General features: G+C 58.7%; 19 protein-coding genes. 9 read left to right on the forward strand and 10 right to left on the reverse strand.

Translation table 11 applies throughout. The annotated features are described in order from the left end of the window. Positions 1-44 precede the first annotated feature (44 nt). From AC0V6N_RS08675 to AC0V6N_RS08700, 6 genes are read left to right on the forward strand one after another with little or no spacing between them, the layout of a single operon-like run. A complete protein-coding gene (locus AC0V6N_RS08675; RefSeq protein ID WP_486171172.1) occupies positions 45-1,280 on the forward strand; it encodes a TolC family protein in 1,236 nt (411 codons plus the stop codon). Beyond that, positions 1,277-2,770: an efflux RND transporter periplasmic adaptor subunit gene (locus AC0V6N_RS08680; RefSeq protein WP_486171173.1), complete on the forward strand. Its 1,494-nt coding sequence runs from the start codon at positions 1,277-1,279 to the stop codon at positions 2,768-2,770. The genes AC0V6N_RS08675 and AC0V6N_RS08680 overlap by 4 nt, the downstream gene beginning before the upstream one ends. Continuing rightward, positions 2,767-5,931, forward strand: a complete 3,165-nt coding sequence (locus tag AC0V6N_RS08685) for an efflux RND transporter permease subunit (protein WP_486171174.1) — start codon at positions 2,767-2,769, stop codon at positions 5,929-5,931. Before AC0V6N_RS08680 ends, AC0V6N_RS08685 begins: the two co-directional genes overlap by 4 nt. Continuing rightward, a complete protein-coding gene (locus tag AC0V6N_RS08690) occupies positions 5,913-6,290 on the forward strand; it encodes a copper-binding protein (protein WP_486171175.1) in 378 nt (125 codons plus the stop codon). Before AC0V6N_RS08685 ends, AC0V6N_RS08690 begins: the two co-directional genes overlap by 19 nt. A 41-nt stretch (positions 6,291-6,331) precedes the next feature. Then, complete coding sequence (locus AC0V6N_RS08695) at positions 6,332-6,955, forward strand: DUF2231 domain-containing protein (protein WP_486171176.1); 624 nt, start codon at positions 6,332-6,334, stop codon at positions 6,953-6,955. Positions 6,956-6,977: 22 nt separating this feature from the next. Beyond that, positions 6,978-7,724 carry a MauE/DoxX family redox-associated membrane protein gene (locus tag AC0V6N_RS08700; RefSeq protein ID WP_486171177.1) on the forward strand — a complete coding sequence of 249 codons (747 nt, stop codon included), beginning with the start codon at positions 6,978-6,980 and terminating at the stop codon, positions 7,722-7,724. Between the two features lie 49 nt (positions 7,725-7,773). On the opposite strand, the gene AC0V6N_RS08705 is transcribed toward AC0V6N_RS08700, so the two are convergent. The 8 genes from AC0V6N_RS08705 to AC0V6N_RS08740 all read right to left on the reverse strand — a co-directional run bounded on the left by AC0V6N_RS08705 (position 7,774) and on the right by AC0V6N_RS08740 (position 16,022). Continuing rightward, the gene (locus tag AC0V6N_RS08705) at positions 7,774-8,391 is read right to left on the reverse strand and encodes a cation diffusion facilitator family transporter (protein WP_486171178.1); all 618 of its coding nucleotides are present in this window, start codon (positions 8,389-8,391) and stop codon (positions 7,774-7,776) included. Further along, positions 8,388-11,594: an efflux RND transporter permease subunit gene (locus AC0V6N_RS08710; RefSeq protein ID WP_486172454.1), complete on the reverse strand. Its 3,207-nt coding sequence runs from the start codon at positions 11,592-11,594 to the stop codon at positions 8,388-8,390. Before AC0V6N_RS08710 ends, AC0V6N_RS08705 begins: the two co-directional genes overlap by 4 nt. Before the next feature lie 46 nt (positions 11,595-11,640). After that, entirely contained in the window at positions 11,641-12,804 is a 1,164-nt protein-coding gene (locus AC0V6N_RS08715; RefSeq protein WP_486171179.1) for an efflux RND transporter periplasmic adaptor subunit, read from the reverse strand. An 11-nt stretch (positions 12,805-12,815) separates the two neighbouring features. Next, positions 12,816-14,054 (reverse strand): TolC family protein, encoded by a 1,239-nt coding sequence (locus AC0V6N_RS08720; protein ID WP_486171180.1) that lies wholly within the window; start codon positions 14,052-14,054, stop codon positions 12,816-12,818. 63 nt (positions 14,055-14,117) lie between these two features. Next, complete coding sequence (locus tag AC0V6N_RS08725) at positions 14,118-14,543, reverse strand: hypothetical protein (RefSeq protein WP_486171181.1); 426 nt, start codon at positions 14,541-14,543, stop codon at positions 14,118-14,120. Then, the gene (locus AC0V6N_RS08730; RefSeq protein WP_298336099.1) at positions 14,540-14,950 is read right to left on the reverse strand and encodes a DUF4345 family protein; all 411 of its coding nucleotides are present in this window, start codon (positions 14,948-14,950) and stop codon (positions 14,540-14,542) included. The genes AC0V6N_RS08725 and AC0V6N_RS08730 overlap by 4 nt, the downstream gene beginning before the upstream one ends. Then, entirely contained in the window at positions 14,947-15,519 is a 573-nt protein-coding gene (locus tag AC0V6N_RS08735) for a methyltransferase family protein (protein ID WP_486171182.1), read from the reverse strand. Before AC0V6N_RS08735 ends, AC0V6N_RS08730 begins: the two co-directional genes overlap by 4 nt. Positions 15,520-15,530: 11 nt before the next feature. After that, a complete protein-coding gene (locus tag AC0V6N_RS08740) occupies positions 15,531-16,022 on the reverse strand; it encodes a methyltransferase family protein (protein ID WP_486171183.1) in 492 nt (163 codons plus the stop codon). An 82-nt stretch (positions 16,023-16,104) separates the two neighbouring features. Here AC0V6N_RS08740 and AC0V6N_RS08745 point away from each other — a divergent pair, with 82 nt between their 5' ends. Further along, positions 16,105-16,545: a MerR family transcriptional regulator gene (locus AC0V6N_RS08745; protein WP_298336093.1), complete on the forward strand. Its 441-nt coding sequence runs from the start codon at positions 16,105-16,107 to the stop codon at positions 16,543-16,545. A gap of 112 nt (positions 16,546-16,657) precedes the next feature. Here AC0V6N_RS08745 and AC0V6N_RS08750 read toward each other — a convergent pair whose 3' ends face one another. Together AC0V6N_RS08750 and AC0V6N_RS08755 are read right to left on the reverse strand one after the other, a co-directional pair. Then, positions 16,658-16,873, reverse strand: coding sequence for a helix-turn-helix transcriptional regulator (locus AC0V6N_RS08750; protein WP_486171184.1), 216 nt, complete (start codon positions 16,871-16,873; stop codon positions 16,658-16,660). Continuing rightward, the gene (locus tag AC0V6N_RS08755) at positions 16,866-17,357 is read right to left on the reverse strand and encodes a helix-turn-helix domain-containing protein (RefSeq protein ID WP_486171185.1); all 492 of its coding nucleotides are present in this window, start codon (positions 17,355-17,357) and stop codon (positions 16,866-16,868) included. The genes AC0V6N_RS08750 and AC0V6N_RS08755 overlap by 8 nt, the downstream gene beginning before the upstream one ends. A gap of 361 nt (positions 17,358-17,718) precedes the next feature. Here AC0V6N_RS08755 and AC0V6N_RS08760 point away from each other — a divergent pair, with 361 nt between their 5' ends. Both AC0V6N_RS08760 and traL read left to right on the forward strand, forming a co-directional pair. Further along, entirely contained in the window at positions 17,719-18,045 is a 327-nt protein-coding gene (locus AC0V6N_RS08760; protein WP_486171186.1) for a hypothetical protein, read from the forward strand. 28 nt (positions 18,046-18,073) lie between these two features. Next, positions 18,074-18,361: a type IV conjugative transfer system protein TraL gene (traL, locus tag AC0V6N_RS08765; RefSeq protein WP_298300501.1), complete on the forward strand. Its 288-nt coding sequence runs from the start codon at positions 18,074-18,076 to the stop codon at positions 18,359-18,361.

An 18,361-nucleotide genomic window follows, 5' to 3' on the forward strand; every position in this document is an offset into this window, starting at 1 on the left:
GACTGCTGGGCGTGCGCATCGCTTACATCGAGTGAGATTTTTCCATGAAACGGTCCATAGGCGGTATCCTTGCCGCCGCCCTAATGCCGGCGCAGGTCGTGCTCGCGCAGCCGGTTGGCTATGAAGAAGCTTTGCGGGCAGCGCGCGAGGATCAGCCGCTGCTCCAGGCCGCGCAATTGCGTATCGACGGCACACGAGATGCCTCGGATGCCGCAGATGAGTTGCCCGATCCTGTTTTGCGTAGCGGGATTGCAAACTTGCCAATCACCGGGCCTGTGGCGTTCGAGTTTGATCGCCAGCTTCCAACGCAGATAGCTATTGGTGTTGAGCAACCAATCCCAAACCTTGCACGGCGAAGAGCCCGTCGAGGCGTCGCGGACTCAGACGTCGCGGTCGCGGAAATGCGGCTTGGAGTTGCGCAGCAGCGGATCGACATCGCCACATCAACCGCCTGGATCGACTTGTACTATGCCGAGGAGAAGCTCGCCTTCGCCCATACGGCGCTGAGCGATCTGCGCAGGCTTCAGCCAGTGGCAAACAGCGCTGTCGCGTCGGGGTCAGCGCGTCCAGCTGAAAGCCTTGCCATTCGCCGCGAGCTCCTTGTGATTGAAGATGCAATCACAAGAATTGAAGCGCAAAGAGATGCCGCGCGCGCCATGCTCTCGAGCTACATTCAGACAGACGACCCTGCTGTCGCGGGTGATGCGCCAGCGGCCGATGTCGACAGCGGCAGCCTCGAACAAGCTCTGGACCTTAACCCCGTCATCCGTCTTGCCGATGCTGCCACCGGACGCGCAGAAGCGAACGCCGACCTCGCGCGCGCCGACTTGCGCCCCGACTTCGGCGTGAGCGTGAACTATGGCCGACGCGACCCTGCCTTCGGAGACGCATTCTCTGTCATGGGATCGGTTACCCTGCCCATTTTTACCGATCGACGTCAAAAGCCGCGCATTCGTGCCGCCGAGGCAGAAGCCGCCGCTATGCAGGCAGAGCGCGACGATCGTTTGCGGGCACTGCGTGTGCAATTCGAATCCGATCTCGCCTCATGGCGCAGCGCGAAGCGCCAATGGGAACGCGCCCGCGATGAATTACTGCCGCTGGCCCGGCAAAGGGTTGAACTGGAAACGGCGAGCTTTGCTGCCGGAAACGCAGACCTGATCGATGTGATTGCAGCAAAGGCAGATCTGGCTCTGCTCGATCTTGAAATCTTCGAACGCGAAGCGGTCACAGTGGAATGGGCCGAGATGCTTCGCCTGACCTATGGGGAGCAACAGCCATGAGCGATGCGGTCAATGGCTCCGGCCTTTCAAAACAAACCTATGCAATCATCGCAGCCGTCGCGCTTGTCAGCCTCGGCGCGGGATATGCGCTCTCGCTTATAGGCGGTGAGAGCGAGGGTGGGATGTCCGGTTCCGATGCGGCAGAGTGCGAGGACGTGCTCTACTGGTACGATCCGATGGTGCCCGGACAGCGCTTTGACGAACCTGGCAAGTCGCCCTTCATGGACATGATGCTGGTACCCAAATGCGCGGGAGAAGCCGCCGAAGCGGGCGTCCGGATTGATCCGGGCCTTGTCCAGAATTTCGGCATTCGCACGGCAGCGGCGGAGTTCGGAGTTCTCGAGCCGGAAATCACCGTGACGGGCGTCCTGGCCTACAACAGCCGAGATGTCGCCATCGTCCAGCCAAGAGCGGGCGGATATGTCCAACGCACCTATGGCCTAGCACAGGACGATGTTGTGGGTCGTGGCACTCCGATAGTCGACATTCTCGTCCCTGACTGGGGCGGTGCGCAGGGTGAGTACATTGCCGTGCTCGATACCGGCGATCAGGCACTTGCAGACGCGATGCGGCAGCGCATGCGCCTGCTCGGCATGACCGACGCAATGATCGCGTCGGTTGAACGCACACGCAGAGCGCAAAACACGATCACTGTCACGGCTCCGGTAGGCGGCGCTGTCACCATGCTCGGCGTGCGGCCAGGCATGACGGTGATGGAAGGTCAGACACTGGCCGAGATTACAGGCTTCTCGCCGATATGGCTTGAAGCCTCAGTGCCCGAGGCACAGGCCGCAAATGTACGGCAGGGTCAAACTGTCAGCGCCACTCTGGCAGCGTTTTCCGATGAACGATTTGCAGGGCGCATTACGGCCATTTTGCCCAGCGCCGATACAGCAAGCCGGACGATCACCGTCCGGGCTGAATTGCCGAACCCGCGCGGCAGGTTGAAGCCGGGCATGTTCGCGCAAGTTTCGCTCTCACCCGACACACGGCGTGCTCTGCTGGTGCCGTCGGAGGCGGTTATTCGAACCGGACGCCGCAATCTTGTGATGCTTAAGCAGGATGACGGGGCCTTCCTACCTGCCGAGGTCGAAATCGGGCGCGAGGCGAATGGCAGGACCGAGATACTCGGGGGCCTCGCCGAAGGCGAGCAAGTCGTCACCTCGGGTCAGTTCCTGATCAACTCTGAAGCGAGTTTGGCCGGGATCGATGTCAGGTCGATCGATGGCACCATAAGCATGGCGTCGGACGGCTCAGCAAAGATGAAAACCTACACTGCCACGGGAAGCATAACAAAGATTGCCGGAGCTTCGATCACTCTCAATCACGCGCCGGTTCCCGCCCTCGAATGGCCGAGCATGGTCATGCCGTTCGCCCTGGCCGACGCCTCTTTGGTCGAGGGTCTCGAACCGGGGGACGATGTCGAGTTCACGTTCTCGCAGCACGACACCGGTCCGCGCATCGAGTCCATTCGGAAGGTCGAACGATGATTGCGCGGATTATTGACGCATCGATCGCCAATCGGTTTTTCATCGTTCTGGCGGCCATCGCGGTCACGCTGGCCGGCTTCTGGGCGGTGCGCGCAACGCCTGTCGATGCGATCCCCGATCTGTCTGATGTTCAGGTCGTGGTGCGCTCGAATTATCCGGGCCAAGCTCCGCGCATCGTTGAGGATCAGGTCACATACCCGCTCGCAACCACGATGCTCTCGGTGCCGGGTGCGGAAACGGTGCGCGGCTATTCGATGTTTGGCGACAGCTTCGTCTATGTGATCTTCGAGGACGGGACCGACCTCTACTGGGCGCGCTCGCGCGTGCTTGAGTATCTCAACCAGGTGCAAAACGAATTGCCTGAAGGTGTGACCAGTTCGCTCGGGCCGGACGCAACGGGCGTGGGCTGGATTTACGAGTATGCGTTGGTTGACCGAACTGGGAACAGCGACCTTGCTGGGCTCAGAAGCCTTCAGGACTGGTTCCTGCGCTATGAGCTTCAGACCATTCAGGGCATCGCAGAGGTCGCCAGCGTGGGCGGCATGGTCAAGCAGTACCAGGTCGTGCTGGAACCCTACCGGATGGCTTCGCTTGGCGTCACTTACAGCGATGTCGTGCGCGCCATACAAGCTTCCAATCAGGAGGCTGGCGGATCGGTGGTCGAAATGGGTGAGGCCGAGTTTATGGTCCGCGCATCAGGCTATCTCACGTCTCTCGACGACTTCCGGCAGATCCCACTCAAATCAGTCGGGAACGGTATACCGGTTACTCTATCCGATATCGCCACGATCCAGCTTGGCCCCGAAATGCGGCGAGGGATCGCCGAACTCAATGGCGAAGGCGAAGTCGCAGGCGGTATTGTTGTGCTCAGACAGGGCGAGGATGCTCGCGCAACCATCGCGGCAGTCGAGGCAAAGCTCGACGTGCTCCAAGCCAGTCTTCCCGAAGGGGTCGAGATTGTCACGACCTATGATCGTTCGAAGCTGATCGACGCCTCGATCGAAAACCTGACCGGAAAACTTATTGCCGAGTTTTTCATCGTCGCGATCGTTTGCGCGCTGTTCCTTTGGCACGTGCGATCAGCATTGGTGGCAATCGTCACGCTTCCATTGGGGGTGCTGGCGGCCTTTATCGTGATGCGGTTCCAAGGGGTCGATGCAAACATCATGTCCTTGGGCGGCATCGCCATCGCAATCGGCGCGATGGTGGACGCTGCCATCGTCATGATCGAGAACGCGCACAAACACATCGAGCATTGGGAAGAGGACCATCCCGACGAGCAGATGTCCAACGATGAGCGCTGGAAGCTGATTGCGGAAGCATCGAAAGAGGTGGGGCCAGCGCTGTTCTTCAGCCTGCTGATCATCACGCTCTCGTTCCTTCCGGTGTTTACCTTGCAGGCGCAGGAAGGCCGCCTGTTTTCGCCGCTGGCCTTCACAAAGACCTATGCCATGGCGGCGGCCGCCATTTTGTCTGTCACATTGGTCCCTGTGTTGATGGGTTGGCTGATCCGCGGGAAGATACCCAAGGAGGACACCAACGTCCTCAATCGTTTGCTGACCAACGCCTACCGGCCGGGTCTTGATTGGGTAATGCGCCGACCGAAAACCACTTTGGTTGTGGCCGGACTGGTATTCGTTACAGCGCTGATCCCGTTCACCCGTCTTGGAGGAGAATTTCTTCCCCCGCTCGATGAAGGCGATCTCCTCTACATGCCGAGCGCTCTGCCCGGCCTATCTCCCGGTGAAGCGTCCGCATTGCTTCAGCGGACAGACCGACTGATCAAATCCGTACCGGAAGTCGACACCGTTTTCGGAAAAGCCGGACGTGCGGATACTGCGACCGACCCTGCACCGCTAACGATGTTCGAGACAACGATCCGCTTCAAACCGCGCGAAGAGTGGCGGCCCGGAATGACGCCGGAGAAGCTCGTGGAAGAACTCGACAGCGCGGTGCAGGTGCCGGGGCTCGCCAATGTCTGGGTGCCACCGATCCGCAACCGCATCGACATGCTCGCGACCGGTATCAAGAGCCCAATCGGTGTGAAAGTGTCCGGCGAAGACCTTGCCGAAATTGAGCGCGTGGCGTTGCAGGTTGAGAATGTCGCAAAACAGGTTCCCGGCGTCAGTTCCGCTTTGGCGGAGCGTCTATCGGGAGGCCGCTATGTCGATGTGGACATCGACCGAGTCGCTGCGGCGCGTTTCGGGCTGAACATCGCCGATGTTCAGCAGATTTTGTCAGGCGCGATCGGCGGCGCGAATATCGGACGGACAGTCGAAGGACTGGCGCGATATCCCATCAATGTCCGCTATCCGCGCGAGATCCGCGACAGCCTCGGAGAACTGCGCGCGCTGCCTTTGTTAACCCCGTCAGGCCAGCAAATCACGCTCGGAACGGTCGCACAGGTGAGCGTCAGCGATGGCCCTCCTATGCTCAAGAATGAGCAGGGCCGTCTCATCAGCGTGGTCTATGTCGACACGCGCGGGCGCGATTTGACTTCGGTCGTAAGCGATCTTCAGGCGGCGGTGTCAGAGGGCGTCGATCTGCCTGCCGGTGTGAGCATTTCCTACGCGGGCCAGTTTGAATATCTCACTCGCGCGAATGAGCGGTTGCAGGTCATCATTCCCGCAACGCTCGGCATGATCTTCATCCTGCTCTATCTGATCTTCCGCCGGTTCGACGAAGCGCTTCTGGTTATGGGCACGCTGCCCTTTGCACTCACCGGCGGCTTCTGGCTGCTCTATCTGATGGGCTACAACCAGTCTGTTGCGACATCGGTGGGTTTCATCGCCCTTGCCGGGGTATCAGCGGAATTCGGCGTCATCATGCTGATCTACCTCAAGTCTGCACTGGCCCGGCGCAGCGGTGCCCTCGATGCGGACGGCGTGGGCGAAGCGATCAGGGAGGGCGCTCTTTTGCGCGTGCGTCCCAAGGCAATGACCGTGGCCGTCATTCTTGCCGGTCTCTTCCCGATCCTCATTGGAACCGGCGCAGGATCGGAGGTCATGAGCCGCATCGCCGCACCGATGGTGGGCGGCATGATCACCGCGCCGCTGCTTTCCATGTTCGTTATCCCCGCCGCATATCTCTTGATGCGGCGCCCCCGGCCCGAGCGGCCAACACAATCCGAAGGAGAAACTGAATGCGTACCTCAAACCTAGTTATGTTGCTGGCCGCGCCCTTGGCCCTCGCTGCTTGCGACAGCGGGCAGGAGATGGAGACCATGGACGAAATGGGCGCGGACGAGATGTCGATGGAAGGACATAATATGTCAGCGATGGATGAGAGCGAGGGTGCAAAAACCGCCAGTGCCATCGGTACCGTAACCGCCATTGATCCCGAGGCAGGCACTCTCACTGTCGATCACGAACCCGTTGCAGAGCTTGGCTGGCCTCAGATGGTGATGGCTTTCGATGCCAGCGAAGACGTGCGCGGCGATGTGGCTGTGGGTGATGCAATCGAGTTTACAGTCGAGGCAACCGAAGACGGTAACACGATTACCGCGCTGACCAAGCAGTAGGTCGTATTCCAAGGCGGAAAACAGACGAGGTGAAGGCACTTATGACAATTATCGCCAGAATGATGATTTTGTGCATTGCGATGTTTTCGGCTTTCACAAGTGTGCCTGTTTGGGCGCATGGCGATGAGCAACATGGCACCGCTGCGGCGGCGCAAAAGCCTGTTGCGCAAGCGGTAGGAGATGAGCCAGCTGCCAAGAAAGCGGACGCAGCAGGGGGCGAGATCGAACTTGCTGATGAGGTCGGTTCGTCTCTCGAGACGCTGCGTATGCTGCACCCGGCCACAGTTCACTTCCCGATTGCGCTGCTTTTGTTGGCTGCTGCGGTTGAGGCCTTGCTGATCCTTCGCCCCAACTCCGGTTTGGAACAGACCGTCCGCATCATCCTCTATTTCGCTGCCGCTGGAACAGTCACTGCAGCTCTCTTTGGCTGGATACACACTGACATGTGGATGGGAGGAGAAGCCCTGATGCAACAGCACAGGTGGGTTGGAACGGGACTGGCCGTATTGTCTATTGGTCTTGCGCTACTCGCAGCGAGACCGCCTGACCATGCGCGAAGAACCCTACGTACAGGTCTGTCAATCGCTGCGATCGCCGTGGTCCTGCAAGGGTATTGGGGAGCGGAACTGTCCCACGGGCCAGGGCATCTATCCCAGCAACACTAATACTTTGTCGAGGCAATCAGAGATGACTCAAATGAAAACAGCAAAACTCTATCGCATGGTGATGCCCGATCATCTTTGTCCGTCAGGACTGAAGGCCAAGTGGTTGCTTGAGCGCAAAGGCTACAGGGTCGAAGATCATCATCTTACGACGCGTGAAGAAACCGATGCTTTCAAGGACGAGCACAGTGTCAAAACTACACCGCAAGCCTGGATCGGCGACAAGCGCATAGGCGGATACACTGATCTCGCGGCCCATTTCGGGAATGCGGTCGAGAAGGACGGGGTTACCTATCGACCTGTCGTTGTGCTGTTTGGTATGATGGCTCTTATGGCCTTTGCAGCGGCCTGGGTTGCCAATGGGCAGCCTATCTCAATCCTTTCTGCCGAGTGGTTCGTAAGCTTCTCGATGTGCGGCCTCGCTTATCTCAAACTGCGCGACGTAGAGAGCTTCTCGACCATGTTCCTGAATTATGACCTGCTCGCAAGACGGTGGGTGCCCTACGGGTACATCTACCCCTTCGCCGAGGGGCTTGCCGGGGTGCTGATGACTGCGCACGTGCTAAACATCATTTCGATTCCGGTAGCGCTTTTCATCGGCACAATTGGAGCGGCGAGCGTGTTCAAGGCGGTCTACATCGACAAGCGTGAACTTAAATGCGCGTGCGTCGGTGGGGACAGCAACGTGCCGCTCGGCTTTGTTTCGCTGACCGAAAACCTGTTCATGATCGGTATGGCGATTTGGATGCTGGCAAAGCCACAGTTTGCATAAGAGTCTGAGGTGAGAGCCTGCATAAGCCCGCCGGCAATTGGCTCTTGCCCTAATTGTGCGTCGTGCCTTCTTCATCGTGCTGGTCCTTGTGCGCATCGCGCAGGATATCGATCCCGCCATAAATGGCAATTCCAGCAACAGCGATGCCGACCAATAGATCTGGCCAGTTCGCGCCGGAAAGCATAACGACCAGGCCTGCGACAATGATCCCGCCATTGGAGACAAAATCGTTGAAGCTAAAAGTCGTCGCTGCGCGCAGATTGACGTCCTTCTGCTGGAGGTTTTGAAGCAGGCGGAGGCAGATGAGGTTCACTACGGCTGCGATCGCAGCCATGGCCATCATCTCGATGCCGCCAGGGTCGGAGCCCTCCAGAAAGCGACGTATTGCATCGGCAATAACGCCAGCGGCAAACAACAGGAGCAAGCCACCTGAAAGGCGAGCCGCGTTGCGCTTCCACACTCGAGAACGGCTAAGTGCGAAAAGGCTCAGGATATAGACAAGAGCATCAGATGCATTGTCGAGACCATTGGCGAGTAGCGCGTTAGAATCGGCAAAATATCCGACGAACAAGAAACCGACGGCCAACGCGGCATTGAGCCACAGGACAATCCACAGAGTTCGCCGCTTTTCAGCACTATCAAGCTCGAATTTATGATCGCCGCTCATGGCATTTCTCCGTGACCCTTGGCCTGCTCGGATTTCTCCGCGAATATCAGGCTCACAATGGTAGGCAGCACGAACAGCGTGAGCCCCGTCGCCGTTATCAATCCGCCGATCACAACCGTGGCGAGCGGACGCTGCACTTCGGCCCCAGTTCCTGTCGCAAGCGCCATCGGCACGAAACCAAGCGAGGCGACGAGCGCCGTCATCAGAACCGGGCGGAGGCGGGCAATTGCGCCTTCGACTATCGCTTCACCAAGCTCCAAACCCTTTTCGAGCCGCTGCTTGATCGCGGTTATCATGACGAGACCATTCAAGGTGGCGACGCCAGATAGAGCAATGAAGCCCACGGCTGCCGAGATCGAGAATGGCATGCCTCTCAGGGCCAGGAAGAAGACACCGCCAGCCAGTGCCATCGGAATCGCGCTGAACACCGCTAGCGCCGAGACCCATCCGCCGACTGCCATGTAGAGCAGTAGCAGGATGACCGCAAAGGCGAGCGGAACCACGATCAGTAGACGTTGCTGCGCTTGCTGAAGGTTCTGATACTGCCCGCCCCATTCGATGAACGACGCGGATGGCAGTTCAACGTTTGTGGCCACTTCGGACTGGGCCTGCTCGACAAATGAGCCAAGATCACGCTCCCGCACATTGGCGGATACGATGACCAGTCTTCGTCCCTGTTCGCGGCGGACCTCGGCCAGCCCATCGATGACCTCGAATTGGGCCACGGCTCTAAGCGGAATACTCCCGCCATTCGGGAGGACAATCGGCAAGGTGCCGAGCTGGTCGAAATCGTTGCGATTGGCATCTGACAATCTGACGACGACATCGAACCGGCGGTCGCCTTCGAACACGAGGCCGGCGTTGCGACCGCCAAGCGCGATGGCAACGGACTGGGTCACATCCTCGACGCTTAGCCCGTAGCGCGCGATCGTTGGCCGATCGAAGGCGATATCGAGTGTTGGGAAACCAGAAACCTGCTGCACCTTGACGTCGGCCGCGCCTTCGACGCCGCGCAGCACGGCGGCGACTTCGTTTGCAGCGGAAGTCATGGCGGTCAGATCATCTCCGTACAGCTTGACCGCCACATCGCCGCGAACGCCTGCAATGAGCTCGTTGAAGCGCAGCTCGATGGGCTGGCTGAACTCATAGAGATTGCCGACAAGGCCGCCCAGCGCCTCCTCCATCTCGCGTACGAGTTCATCCTTGGACAGCGAGGGATCGGGCCATTCTTCTCGCGGTTTGAGGATCACATAGGCATCCGAGATGTTTGGCGGCATGGGATCGGTTGCGACCTCTGCCGTGCCGGTGCGCGAAAACACCAGCTCGACCTGCGGGAATTGTGTGAGGCGCGTCTCGACCTGGCGCTGCATGGCGAGCGACTGCTCCAGTGGGGTGGACGGGATGCGCAATGACTGCACTGCCAGATCACGCTCGTCGAGTTGCGGCGTGAATTCGCTGCCAATGAAGCTGAAGACCAGCGCTGCAAGTGCAAATACGCCGACACCGGTGCCGATGACCGGCCATGGACGGGCCAGGGTTTTGCGCAGCAGCGGACCATAACGTTCCTTTGCCACGCGAATTGGCTTCACTTCTTTCTCGTTGATTTTCTTGTTCAATAAGAGAGCGATCATCGCAGGGACAAATGTCAGTGACAGGATGAAAGCCGAAGCCAAGGCAAGCATGACGGTGATGGCCATGGGCGTAAAGGTTTTGCCTTCCACACCGGTGAAGGTGAGAAGAGGCGCAAAGACCAGAAAGATGATCGCCTGACCGTAAACGGTCGGCTTGATCATCTCATGCGCGGCTGCGCGGGTCTCCGCGAGGCGTTCACGCAGCGTCAGCAAGCGTCCTTCAAGCTCCTGCCTATGGGCGAGGCGGGCGATGCTGTTTTCGACGATGATGACAGCGCCATCGACGATCAGGCCGAAATCGAGCGCGCCAAGGCTCATCAGGTTGCCCGATACGCCGAGCCGGTTCATCCCGATTGCTGCCATCAGCATCGACAAAGGAATGACCAGAGCGGCAATGATAGCAGCGCGTATGTTTCCGAGCAGCAGGAACAGCACGACGATAACGAGCAAGGCGCCTTCGACCAGATTGTTGCGAACCGTAGCGATGGTCGCATCGACCAAAGTGGATCGGTTGTAGACAATCTCAGCCACCACTCCGGCAGGCAGCGATGCACGAACTTCCTCAAGCCTGTCGGCTGCGCCAGCGGCAACGGTTCGGCTGTTCTCGCCCGCTCGCATCAGGACAGTTCCGACGACCGCTTCATCGCCGTTGAGCGAGGCAGCCCCTGTGCGAAGGTCACCGCCAATCTCGACTGTGGCAACATCGCCTACGCGGATCGGCACGCCTTCGCGGGTCGTCACCACCGCCTGCTCGATGTCTTCTACCGAATTCAGCCGGGAATCGACACGGGCCAAGAGCGCTTCGCCGGCACGTTCGACGAAGTTCGCGCCTTCCGCCTGGTTTGCCACTTCGAGCGCAGTAATCAACTGGTCGAGTGAAACACCGTAGCCGCCCAGACGATCCGGGTCGGGCTGCACCAGATATTGCTTTTCAAAGCCGCCGATCGAGTCGACGCCTGCGACACCGTCGGCTGATCGCATCAGCGGCGCAACCACCCAGTCCTGCACCGTGCGCAGATAGGCGGCTCTCGCCACCTCCGTGTCCAATCGCTCGCCCCGGTCGGTGACAAAGCTGCCGTCATTTTGCCAGCCAATGGCGCCGCCTTTTGGCGCATCCGTTCCACCCGGATGCTCGAATTCGATGGTATACATCAAGACTTCGCCAAGGCCGGTCGCAATTGGCCCCATCGACGGCTCCGCGCCTGCAGGAAGCGAAGAGGCGAGCGTGGCAAGCCGTTCTTCAACCTGCGAGCGCGCAAAGTAGATGTCGGTGCCCTCTTCGAAAATCGCCGAAACCTGACTGAAGCCGTTGCGCGAGATCGAGCGGGTCATCTCCAGTCCCTCGATCCCGGCGAGGCCCGTCTCGACAGGGAAGGTTACCTGCGTTTCGATCTGTGAGGGTGAAAGCGCCGGTGCTTCGGTGTTGATCTGCACCTGAACATTTGTGATGTCCGGCACCGCATCGATCGGCAGTTTCGCAAGATTGAAGGCGCCCCAGATGGCTACACCTAGGGCAAGGGCCACGACCGCCCAGCGATTGCGCACCGACCAATCAAGGACGCCGCCAATCAGGCCGCCATTGTTGTTGCGCTCTTTTTCGAAGCCGCTTTCAGAACGATCAATGTCCATGTTCGGCTTCCTCTTTTCCGAGTTCGGCTTTGAGCAGGAAGGCGTTTTCGGTCGCGATCCGCTGGCCATTCTGCAATCCTGACACAATCACGATGCGCCCTCCCGAGCGCGATCCCGTCACGACAGGCGTCGCCCGAAAGCCAGTCTGGGTGCGAACGAACACGACTTCGCGCCCTTCGACCATCTGAACGGCTGCCTCAGGCACCGAGATGGCAGTCGCATCGGTCTCTCCGGAAGGCCGAATACGCGCCTGCAAGAATGCGCCTGGCTGTAATCCGGGCACTGCATTCGCAAGGGAAATAATAGCGGTGGCGCTTCGGCTTTCCGGATCGAGCGCGGGGGTTATCGAGCGCACACGTCCGCCGATCTCCCGCTCCTCTCCGAATTCGAGCGTTGCCTCGTCGCCGGGCCTAATTCTCACGGCATCGCTGGCGGGCAGAGCAACCTGCACTTGCAAGCCGCTCGCGTTCACGATCTGGAACATCTCTTCACCGGCTGAGACGTAGGAGCCCAGCACGATCGGCGCGCTGGTGATCTGCCCTGAAATCGGGCTCGTCACAGCGAGCGACCGTCCATCTCCGCTGACACCAGCAGCTGCGGATGCGGCTTGCGCGCGGGAAAGTTCGGACCTTGCCACCTGCAGATTCGCCTGCGCAGCTTCGAGATCCTGCCGAGCCGTCACATTGGCCTCGAACAGCCGTTTTTCCCGGTCATAGAGTGCAGAAAGTTCATTTACCCGCGCACGCGCGGCGGCGACCTGCGCAGCCAGTCCGGCAGCATCAGCGCTCTCGATCCGCGCGATCGCTTCCCCCTGCCTGACATAATCGCCAAGCATCTTGTTCACGCTCCGCACGACCCCCGAGGCACGTGCATCAATTCGCGCGCTGGCGTTGGGCGCGGCTGCGACAGTTGCGGGGAATACGATCTCTGTAACAGCACCAAACTGAACAGCTTCGATTTCGATGGAGGAAGCCGCGATTTGCTCTTCGCTAACTTGCAAAGCGCCTTCGGAACCTTCGGTTTTTGCTCCGCCTTCCTCTTCGCTCTGTCCTTCTTCGGAGTGGTCGGCAGACCCTGACGGCCAGAAGGCCCAAGCAGATACGGCCGCCAGAACAAGGATGCCGACTATTGCGATAAGATAGTTACGTTTCATGGGAAGGGATCTCACTGTGCGGTGAGCCAGATGAGCCGCGCCGCGAGCAGGCCGCGGGACTCTTCTGCCTGAATCAGATTTTCACGAATGGCGTCGCGCGCTTCGGCAGCTGCTAGGACTTCGATCAGCGGAAACCGGCCATTGCGGTATCCGATCTCGACAAGTCGGAGTGCTTCCTCGGCCTGCGGCAGGGATGCGCTGGAAAGGGTCTCCACCCGCGTTTCGGCGGCCAGATACAGCGTTCGCGTCCGCTCGAACTCCACGCGGTAGTCCGCCTCGGCTATCGCTTCGCTCGCGCTTGCCGCGCGATATTGCGCTTCAGCGGCTGCGATGTTGCCTTGGTTACGGTTGCGGAAGGGCAGCGGAATGGAAATCCCGACAATGAAGGCTTGATCGTTGCTTTCCTGAAATCGGCGCACGCCTGCCGACAGCGTGGGGTCGGGAACGCCGAGCGAGCGTTCACGCGCAATTTCGGCCTCAGCAAAGGTGGTTCGCGCATCCGCAATGCGCAGCTGCAAGGGATCTTCGGAACCCAGCGGAGCGAGCGGCGGCGCTAAATCAGGAAAGACGTTCGATACCACCGGGTTGGGCCGGCCGGACACCCAAAGAGCCGCGAGCGCCTGACGTGCCGCTAGATCGGCAGCTTGTGCAGCCTGCAGCTCAGCTTCCGCTTCTGCAAGCGCTGCACGGGCGCGCATGGCACGCAGCGGTGGCTCCCGCCCGACCTCGACAAGCACATTGGCGATCCGGGCCAGCTCACGGTTCCGCTCGACGATTTCGTGCGCCAGGACGAGGCGCTGGCCTGCGGCGACCGCTTTGACATATCGCTCACGAACGCCCAGCGCGAGTTGCGACAGGGCCAGGTCGCTCTGCAGACCGGTGAAGTCGGCTGATGCCTGTGCGCTCGCGATGCGCGCCCTTCGTTTGCCGCCGAGTTCAAGCTGCTGGCCGATCGCCAGAGTATATTCGGAGGAGCGCAGGCCGGAAAATGCACCGGAACCTGCAATATCTTCCACCTCGAACGACAGCGAAGGGTTAGGCCGAAGCCGCGCCTGGTCGATAGCCGCACGCGCGGCTTCTGCTTCCGCTTGCGGGCCGTAGACCCTCGGATTGCTGTTCGAACTTGTACCCTCTTGACCGTCAACTCCCGCTCTGGCGAGCGCTTCATCGATGGTAATTGTTTCCTGTGCCGATATCGGCAAACCCGTACACACGGCAATCAAGGCCGCGGCCAGTGCAATGCACCGCATTTCTTATCTCCTGACTGAAACCAATCGAGCGCGCTCGAAAGCGAGCTCGCAAATGATTGTCGGTCAGGCTTTGGGAGGCTGTATCAGGACTGGGGGAGCACGGGAGGCGAGCGATGACGTGGCAAGCGGGCCCCTCAGGTTATCCGAACTCCAGAAAGGTGATCGCAGGAGCACGCTGGTGTCAGCGAGACTAAAACTGCAATTGTGATGGTGCGTTGCCGAATGATCCTGTCCATCATGGTCTGGCGTCGTATCATTTGCATCAAAATGGTCCGCGCCATGCGCGTAGATATGATCTGCTGCATGAGCGAAGCCTTCACCTTCCCCGGCATGCACGTCCGGGAGGGACAGCACGCTGCTGAATAGGATCGCTAATACCGCGAGAAAAGGCAAAGTCTTGCGCGTCACTTCAGCGAACATCTTAGAAACACGTGAAGATTTATACAAGTTTATATCAATCATGGAACTTGGATGGCTGAAAATGCTCATAGTTGATCGTTCTCCAATCCACGCGCAGCCCATAGCCCCATGCCGCCAAGCAATATCTCGATGAGAGCTTCACGCAGCGGTTGGACGGCAAGCAGGTCAGCGCCCTCCATGAAAACAGCCGCAACTCTGCTTAATCCCACGCAGATAAAAACTGCGGCAGCAATCAGACTAAGCTGACGCGAAGAGAGGTTGATGCGCCCCCCAAGGATCAGCACAACGCCGATACCTATCTCGCCGCCTCCGATCATGGCGCGCATAGCCACCCGGGCAGATGGGTGGTCGAGCCCAATCGCATAGTAGCTCATGATTTCCGGCTGAATGAGAGTTGCTATTCCGAGCGCGAGAAAAATGCATCCTGCAAAAGAAGGGTAAACGCTGCCCAAGATCCGACGAAGATTGCTGATCACAGGAACCGCCTTGTCTGGCGTTTATAGTCCAAATAGTCCTGACCGTATTGCTGCTCCAGCCATGGCTCTTCGAAGATAGGAGCGAGCAAATACATGGCCGCCCAGAGCGTCAATAATATCCAGACAAGCAAGGTGTTGGCGAGCAGGCCCCAACCAATCATGCCAACCCATGTCGCAACGTAGACAGGGTTCCTGCTTATGCTGAACCAACCAGTGGTTTTCAGACCGTGCTTTTCGCCAAATGCATTGCGCCAGCCCATCTGGAACGTAATCCAGAATGCCAGAGCAAAGCCTACAACCAACAGTGCGAGGCCCACAGTATATTGGAGCAAGGCATCAGCGGGAGCCACAAACTCAAAGTCGAGAAGGGAAAGGGCCAGCAATGGGTAAAGGAACAGGCGAAACAGCGCCATGAAGGTGCGGTGCTGCCAACTGTCCCCTGAAGGGGGAGGGAAGAACTGAAACTTTCCGCTCAAGACCGCAAAAATGGAGAGCCCGATTATCGCGCAAATCGAGCTGGCCGCTAATCCGAACAAACCCCAAGCGACCCATGAAGGCAGGTCAATCATGTGCAGCACTCCTACAACCAGCGCCGCGTCTGGTTGCGGTAGGCTGTAAATGCGCTTCCGAAATTCTGCTCCAGAACTCGCTCTTCAGGGATTATCTGGATGAGCGTGATAGAGAGGGCGTAGAGAATTGGCCCGCTGAATGCTGCGAGGTTTTGGAGGGCCAAGGCTCCACCCACGAGCACGAGCAGCATACCCAGATACATCGGGTTTCGGGTAAAGCGATAGAGGCCTGTTGTAACGAGTTGCTCGGCTTGCTCAGGCGTAATCGGATTTACCGTTGTGTTCGCCCTCCCAAACGATCGAACCGCAAAGAAAAGCACCAGCGCTCCAGCCGCAATGACGGGAACCGATAGCCAAAAAAGAGGCACTGATCCGTAAGCAAGCGCGGGCAGGTTTGTCGCCAGAATATAGCCAGCAAGGCCATAGAACGCGAACTGCATCAGGGGCGGGAAATACAGTTTTTGCTGTTTCTTCGATCGCTCTGAAATCCGGGTTTTAGGCATTTTTCAACTCGCTTGCTTATGATTCGATGCAAGTGATACTGTCTACAGCGACTGTAGAGGCAAGCGGGAAAAGCACATTCCTATGAAACCAATGACAATTGGCCGTCTTTCAAGTGCGGCAAAGGTCAAAGTGACCACCATTCGATATTACGAAAGTATCGGCTTGATGGGCACGCCAGACCGTAGCGCAAGTGGGCAAAGGCTCTATGGCGGCGTCGATGTGGAACGCCTCTCATTTGTGAGGCATGCACGCGAACTCGGCTTTTCGATGGACGCAATCAAAGACTTGATTGGATTGCAGACTGAACCAGACCAAGACTGCTCGGCAGTTGACACAATCGCTCAGAAGCAACTTGCCGAAGTTCAAAAGCGGCTGGCACAGCTAGAGGCTCTGGAACGCGAGCTGAAACGCATGATCGAAAATTGCAGGGGCGGTAAAGTCGGCGGATGCCAGGTCATGGCGGCGATCAATGACCACTCTGAATGCGAGACTGACAAGCACGAGCGCTTGAAGCCGCTTTGAAGTAAAGCCGTTCTCACATTTGTTAAAAGGCATTCCCAGCGGTGACCTTGGGCTCTAAGCTAACGTCCGCAATTGGGTCAGGACTGGAATGACCGCGAGCTCGAGGCAAAGGCTAGTTGAGCTTACCTGCGATCCACTTGTCGAGGTCGTCCTCAGACCAAGCCACGGCATGCCCACCCAGTTGCACAGGCTTGGGGAACCTACCCTCACTCATCCAGCGATAGATCGTTGAACGGCCAAGCCCGACCCGGCTCATCACTTCTGGAAGACGAATGAGGCGTGTCACGCGGCACGGCTCGGCCAGTCTTTTTCCTAAATGCTCACCCATGATGACTTCCTTCGGCCACTGAAAAGACATCTCCGAGCAACACATCCTTTCGCTCAAGCTCATCAATATGATCAGACAGCAGCCGCGCAACACGGTGCGCAGTGCCTCTGGCCCAGCGGGGCCTTACATCTTGTAGCCGGCCCCCAAGCTCGCAGGCCAAGGCTATCGGCAGAGCGGTCAGGAAGTCTTCCAGAAACCGACCAATCTCGGTTCCCTGCCATTCTGCCGACTGATCGGCATCGGTGAGCAAGAACATCGACAGAGCTTGCTGCGGGCTAACGCCGCTGGCCTGGAGGATTCGAGCTGCTTCACCCAATGTCGCCGAACGCTTACCGTTGAGAACGCGTCGCAAGGCATCTTTATGGATCTGCGCATCACGCGCAATGTCGCAGCGTGTGCGCCCGCTTGCTTCGACCGCGCTTGTCAGTAGCCGTCCGAGATCAGCGCGGGTCTGTTCTTCGGAGAATTGCACCATGTCGGTCATTGCCGATTCCTTCCTTGAGCTGTGGCTTCAGGATCGAGCTATCGATCTAGGAAGGGTGTAGGAAATATAAAAGAACATAAATAGAACACCAAGGAATTGCCGAATCAGTCAATTCTCATGATTCGCGCGGATTCCGGCAGGTTACGCGCACAATGCGGCATGCCTGGCGCACCAGATGGCGCGGACCGCTCCATACGACGCCCGGTCGACGCACATTCCGGCCCTGCAGCCTTTCAATGTCGCTTTTTGCTTGGCGCGGCCGACAAACTCTCAGTTTCGCTTTTCCTACACCCAGTCTTTCAATCGAGGAAGAACATACAGCGAACGCATCGCTGCTTCTTGTTCCCAATGGAGTTCCTCGATGACCAAGACCCTTACTCTCCCCCCAAAGGCCAAAAGCAACATTCGGTCACGCGATTATATCGTGCCTGCGGCCGTTGCCCTGGCCTGCGCCGGCGCGGCCTATGCCGGCGCTGATACGACCTTCGATCCCGCGCTGCAGAAGTTCACAGACTTTCTTGAAGGCTCCGGCGGTAAGATCATTACTGTCCTTAGCCTCGCCGGTGGCCTCATCGCGCTGGCCTCAGGCCGTTTCGCGCTTGGTCAGGTCGCTGTGCCTGTGGGCGTTGGCATCGGCGTTGGCACCGGTGTGCCGATCGTCACCTCTGTCGTGACCGCGACCATCTGATCGCTGGTTACGCTGAAAGGAGGGCGGCATGGCCGACACATACCTGGTGCCTCAAAGACTCGATGATCCGGAGCTGATTGGCTTTTGGACAATCGATGAGTTTGCGGGACTGCTGATCCCGTTTGCTTGGGGCATTCTAGCGCAGCACATTCTCATCGGGACTGGCCTCGCGGCCGTAACCTGGTTCGCTCTTCGGAAAGCGAAAAGATCTGGTGCAAGCTCGAAACTGGTGCACGCTGCCTATTGGTATTTGCCGGGAAGCTTCCTCGGCTTGAAAGCCACGCCGCCCTCCCATTGCCGCCTGCTTGCCGGCTGA

This window comes from Erythrobacter sp. S57(2025) (assembly GCF_057365055.1).

Bases quoted from the DNA above. Each gene is read 5' to 3' on its own strand.
- AC0V6N_RS08675 (WP_486171172.1), top strand. From the start codon at position 45: ATGAAACGGTCCATAGGCGGTATCCTTGCCGCCGCCCTAATGCCGGCG.
- AC0V6N_RS08680 (WP_486171173.1), top strand. From the start codon at position 1,277: ATGAGCGATGCGGTCAATGGCTCCGGCCTTTCAAAACAAACCTATGCA.
- AC0V6N_RS08685 (WP_486171174.1), top strand. From the start codon at position 2,767: ATGATTGCGCGGATTATTGACGCATCGATCGCCAATCGGTTTTTCATC.
- AC0V6N_RS08690 (WP_486171175.1), top strand. From the start codon at position 5,913: ATGCGTACCTCAAACCTAGTTATGTTGCTGGCCGCGCCCTTGGCCCTC.
- AC0V6N_RS08695 (WP_486171176.1), top strand. From the start codon at position 6,332: ATGACAATTATCGCCAGAATGATGATTTTGTGCATTGCGATGTTTTCG.
- AC0V6N_RS08700 (WP_486171177.1), top strand. From the start codon at position 6,978: ATGACTCAAATGAAAACAGCAAAACTCTATCGCATGGTGATGCCCGAT.
- AC0V6N_RS08705 (WP_486171178.1), bottom strand. From the start codon at position 8,391: ATGAGCGGCGATCATAAATTCGAGCTTGATAGTGCTGAAAAGCGGCGA.
- AC0V6N_RS08715 (WP_486171179.1), bottom strand. From the start codon at position 12,804: ATGAAACGTAACTATCTTATCGCAATAGTCGGCATCCTTGTTCTGGCG.
- AC0V6N_RS08720 (WP_486171180.1), bottom strand. From the start codon at position 14,054: ATGCGGTGCATTGCACTGGCCGCGGCCTTGATTGCCGTGTGTACGGGT.
- AC0V6N_RS08725 (WP_486171181.1), bottom strand. From the start codon at position 14,543: ATGAGCATTTTCAGCCATCCAAGTTCCATGATTGATATAAACTTGTAT.
- AC0V6N_RS08735 (WP_486171182.1), bottom strand. From the start codon at position 15,519: ATGATTGACCTGCCTTCATGGGTCGCTTGGGGTTTGTTCGGATTAGCG.
- AC0V6N_RS08740 (WP_486171183.1), bottom strand. From the start codon at position 16,022: ATGCCTAAAACCCGGATTTCAGAGCGATCGAAGAAACAGCAAAAACTG.
- AC0V6N_RS08745 (WP_298336093.1), top strand. From the start codon at position 16,105: ATGAAACCAATGACAATTGGCCGTCTTTCAAGTGCGGCAAAGGTCAAA.
- AC0V6N_RS08750 (WP_486171184.1), bottom strand. From the start codon at position 16,873: ATGGGTGAGCATTTAGGAAAAAGACTGGCCGAGCCGTGCCGCGTGACA.
- AC0V6N_RS08755 (WP_486171185.1), bottom strand. From the start codon at position 17,357: ATGACCGACATGGTGCAATTCTCCGAAGAACAGACCCGCGCTGATCTC.
- AC0V6N_RS08760 (WP_486171186.1), top strand. From the start codon at position 17,719: ATGACCAAGACCCTTACTCTCCCCCCAAAGGCCAAAAGCAACATTCGG.
- traL (WP_298300501.1), top strand. From the start codon at position 18,074: ATGGCCGACACATACCTGGTGCCTCAAAGACTCGATGATCCGGAGCTG.